1 protein-coding gene is annotated in these 4865 nt (G+C 39.7%); it reads left to right on the plus strand.

The window, feature by feature from the left end; genetic code table 11:
• The first annotated feature begins 349 nt into the window (after nucleotides 1-349).
• Nucleotides 350-4771 (plus strand): KxYKxGKxW signal peptide domain-containing protein, encoded by a 4422-nt coding sequence (locus tag HUK49_RS10315; RefSeq protein ID WP_191913644.1) that lies wholly within the window; start codon nucleotides 350-352, stop codon nucleotides 4769-4771.
• Nucleotides 4772-4865 lie beyond the last annotated feature (94 nt).

Genomic DNA, 4865 nt, shown 5'->3' on the forward strand with positions numbered 1-4865 from the left:
TGGTACTAATCACGATCGGGATATTAATGCGGCAGTTAATATCTTACATAAAGGATTAAAAGCCGTTGGCTAGGGACTAGCCGTGGTAAAAGAACGAAGTTCTGTAAGTTAGGTAGCGTGAGTACACGTGTAAGATCCTAAATACTACTCCGTGTTCCCAGAAGCTCGGTCATTTATGGCCGAGTAGTTCACAGTTTTAATGCCTATTGTTCGTAAATAATAACAAATTCCGAATATTAATGATTTGACTTATCTATATTTAATTTGAATTTTTACTTGGCAAAAGTTGTGTTATGAAAATAATCTATTAAATTTCTCCTTGTAAATAAATGAAAAAGGAGAAATTCTTATGATTATTCGTTCAAAGACTAAAGCTGAACCAATCACTAAGCCCTTCTTACGCTATAAATTGTATAAGAAAGGGAAGATGTTAGTAACATCATCTGTTGCAGGACTTTCTGTAGTTGGAATGATGGTTACGTTATCGCAAGGCCAAGTTCATGCGGATACCAACGTTTCAACAACTCAAGCAGCAAGCGTAACTCCAACTCAACAATCAGCAGCTAACTCTGGTAGTAATAATGTTACCAACCAAGTAACAGTTGATCACAGTGCTTTGGATAGTGCAGTTAATAATGCTAAACAAGCTGGTATGACAATTAATACTAAGCCAACGATTAATCAGACTGTTCAGGAAAGCGATGTTCCTAAGGCGCGACAAGATATTCAGGCTAATGAATCTAGCCAAGTAGCAAAGATTAATCAAGATGTTGCTCAGTATAAGCATGATCAAGCCAATTATACTAATTACAATGGCTATAAGGGAGACACCTCTAAACTTGATGCAACGGTACAAAAGGCCCAAAACACAGAAGGATTAACGGTTGTTAAAGATGCAGATCAAGTACAAGCTCCAGTAAAAGCTAGTGATAATCAAGCAATTAATAATATGAAGGATAAGATCCAAAAAGATACTGATGGGCAAATTCCTTCACTTGAAAATGCTATCGCTACACAAGAAAAAAATAACCAGGAGTATGATGCTGCTTACAAAGATTGGCAATCTAAAAATGCAGCTAATGAAGCCAGATATCAAAGCCAAATGGCTGATTATGAACGTAAGCTTCAGGAGTATAACCAAACAATTAACGGGAAGCCAACGATTGTCTCTAATGGTAATACCAAGCTGGTTGGGACAACAAGGACCCCTGGTTCAATTGGCTATTATTCTGGAATGGCTGTAGTTAGTACTGACACTGGTTATTCTTCGTTAGGTCAAGTTTCCTGGAATGCTAACACTTCCCTTATTGGTTCATCAACTAAGGCTTCGTTAAATGATAAGCAGGGGAAGATTGAGGATGGTAACCTTTCTGATTTTTATGATATTACCGATGCCGTTAGGAATAGTAGTACGATTACCTTAACCAACGTGGCTCATGATGGCTACGGCATTAATTACGATCTTAAGCTTGGTTTTACTAATACTTACTCTGGAGGTGCTTTACCCGGTGGGTATAAACCTCAAGTTATTATTGGACCGGCTAATGATGGTTCAATTGAGTTTGACTTTTATGGTGGTTACGAATTAGGTCCAAATGGAATTAATATTTCTAGCATTCAATTCGTCTATCATGGAACTGATGTTGCAGCGCCTGTTTTAATGAACTCACTTTTTTCTGATTTGGATATTAGCCAGTCGTTCGATACCAATATGGGTAACGTCCTTTCCTGGGTAGCTCCTGATTCTAACGTTACGGTTAGTGGCAATACTTACGCAGCAAAAGATGATAGTGCCTCAACTGGTTTTGAAAGTACCCCTAAGGGAACGGGTGTAATGGTTGGAAAGGGTTCTAATTTCTATTACCACTTTTATGGTAGTAATCATCGACGTCCTGATGGTGCTAAAGATGATCAGCTCTTTTCAAACGAGTCTAAGTTTGATTTTGGGACGCAATTCAATCTATTCGGTAATGGTGCATCTTTGGCTCAATCACCAACACCACCAGTTCGCCAATTTGATCCAGCACCAACCCGAAAGACAACTTCTGTTCATTACCATAACGATGTAATGAGAGTAACTCCTCCACCAACAGTCATTCCTGGTGATGATTCGGCTCAATATCACAACCTCTTCTCGCAAACAAATGTTCAAAAGCATTACAGTGAGAACAATATTCAAACTGATAACAAGCTCTACATTGCTGGTGATACCGCACATGCAGATGTTTCTATTAAATTATTGAATGCTTCTGATTATGAGGGTGGCTTGAGTAAGCTTAGTTTTGATGATGATTACACTAACTTTGCTTCCCATGCTAAGGTTAACGTTGATCAATCAAAGGTTACTCATGACGGTCAAGATGTTACTAGTGACTTTACGATTACTGATAATGGCAATGGTCATGTAACTGCAACTGCTAAGGATCCTTCTGAGTTTACTGCTGGAACATATACCTTCACGCCTTCTTGGACGATCAACACTGACACCGCAACCAATACTATCTTAAAGAACCAAGGTTCTATTACCGTTAATACTTCTACTGGTGAAGTTCCTCCTGTTGAAGTACCAGTCTATAAGCCAGATCCATCTAAGCACTTCCAAGAAGGGAAAAAGGTTGTTGATTCAATGACCTACATCTCTGGTGATACTGCTCACGGTTGGATCAATGTACCGCTTCCCGATCCAGATCAATTAGCTAAGCCATTAACTGAATTTAGCATTACTGATGACTTCTCTAAGTCTGCTAAGTACCTAAGCTATGATTCAAGTCAAGTCTTGGTTAATGGTAAGGATGATACTCAAAACTGGGACGTTAAAGTTGAAGGAACTAAGTTGGTTGCTACCGCTAAGAATCCTGGTAAGTTACCAGCGGGGAACGTTGCCTTAATTGCTAACTTTGTCATCTCTAAGGACACTCCATCAGATACTACAATCTACAATGAGGGTTCTGCTACGATGAATAAGGTTACGGTACCAACTAATACTCCAACAGTACAAACTTATCGGCCAACCGATAATAAGCACTGGGTAGAAGGCCAAGATAACCACATTGTTGATGATCATTCCTTCATTGCAGGTGACGATGTTAACGGATTAGTTTCCTTAACTACGCCAATCGCTTCAACTTTAGCTAAGCCATTAACTAAGGTACAAGTTACTGATGACTTCTCTAACTTTGCTGATAAGGCTGATTACAAGTCAGCATATGTAACGGTCAATGGTAAGCAAGATAATGATTGGGATATCCAACGGGTAGGTAACACTATTGTGGCTACCGCTAAGACTCCTGGTAGTGTTCCTGCCGGTATGGTTCAACTTCATGTAACTTGGACTGCTCATAAGGGCCTTGCTAATAACACTGCCTTCATTAACAGTGGTTCTGGTACTATTAACAACCTTACGATTGAAACTCCTAAGCGGACAATCAAGACTTACACTCAAAATCCTGATAAGCATTGGGTAGAAGGTCAAGATCATCATTCAGTAGACGGTAAGTTAGTTGTTAATGGTGATAATGTTAATGCCTTAGTAACCGGTACCTTGCCAGATCAATCATCCTTAACGAAGAAGCTTGAGCACGTTCAATTGGTTGATGACTACAGCAACTTTGCGGATAAGGCTGATGTTGCGACTGTCGTAATTACAGAAAATGGTAAAGACGCTCGGAGCTTATATGATGTTAAGAACGAAAATGGTAAAGTAACGGCCACTCGAAAGGATGCAAGTTCAGCACCGGCCGGGGTTGTTCAAATGGCAATTACCTGGAAGCTACACAAGGATGTCGCTAATGGAACTAAGCTTCAGAATAACTCATCTGAATTACTCAACAATAACAGTGTTGATACGAAGACCGTTACCGTTACTACCTACAAGCCAGATCCAAACAAGCACTGGCAAGAAGGTTCGTCCATCGTTGATGGCAAGACCTATACTGATGGTGATACTGTTCATGCAGATGTCTTCATGCCGCTGCCAAACCCAACTGACTTGGCTAAACCGCTGGAAAAGGTTTCCTTAACTGAAGACTTTAATAAATTTGCACAATATGCTGATTACTTAGATTCACAAGTCTTTGTAAACGGTAAAGATGTATCCTCTGATTGGGATATTCAACGAGTAGGTAATACTGTTGTAGCAACCGCAAAGAACCCTGGAAAGCTTCCTGGTGGGGTAGTCTACTTACACAACAACTTCAACATCAAACTTTCAACGCCTTCTGGGATAACCTTGTTGAACAATGGTTCTGGTACCATCAACAACACCACTGTTGCGGTTCCTGAACGGCCAATTAAGGTTTACAAGACTGATGTTACTAAGCACTGGACGCTAGATAATGCGGTTACTGATAATCAAATCTACATGAGTGGTACTCAAGCTACTGCTACTATGACGGTTAACACACCAACTAATCTTGCAACGCCATTAACTAAATTCTCAATTGATGATGACTTTAGTAACTACGCTCAATATGTAACCGCAAACCAGGCTAATGTTAAGGTTATGGAAAACGATCAGGACGCAACCAGTCAATACGATATTAAGATTGACGATAACGGTCATGTGATCGCTACTCGGAAGGATGCTTCTAAGACTCCTGAGGGTAAGGTTCAATTGATTGTTACCTTTGATATTAAGAATGGTGTTAAGACTGGTACCGTCTTCATTAACAATGGTTCTGCTACTGTCAACAAGGATACTGAATCTGTACCACCAACAAAGGTTGTTGTTTGGACTCCAGATCCGACTGTCAACACCGATTTTAAAATGTAGGATTTCACCGGTTTAAAAATGTCGTTTTTCACCGATTTACTTTTGTGTCTTTGTGTGTTCTTGATAATCTTTCATTCGATATGATTTTCCAGTA

It is taken from the genome of Limosilactobacillus portuensis, assembly GCF_014838735.1.
Classification (GTDB): Bacteria; Bacillota; Bacilli; order Lactobacillales; family Lactobacillaceae; genus Limosilactobacillus; species Limosilactobacillus portuensis.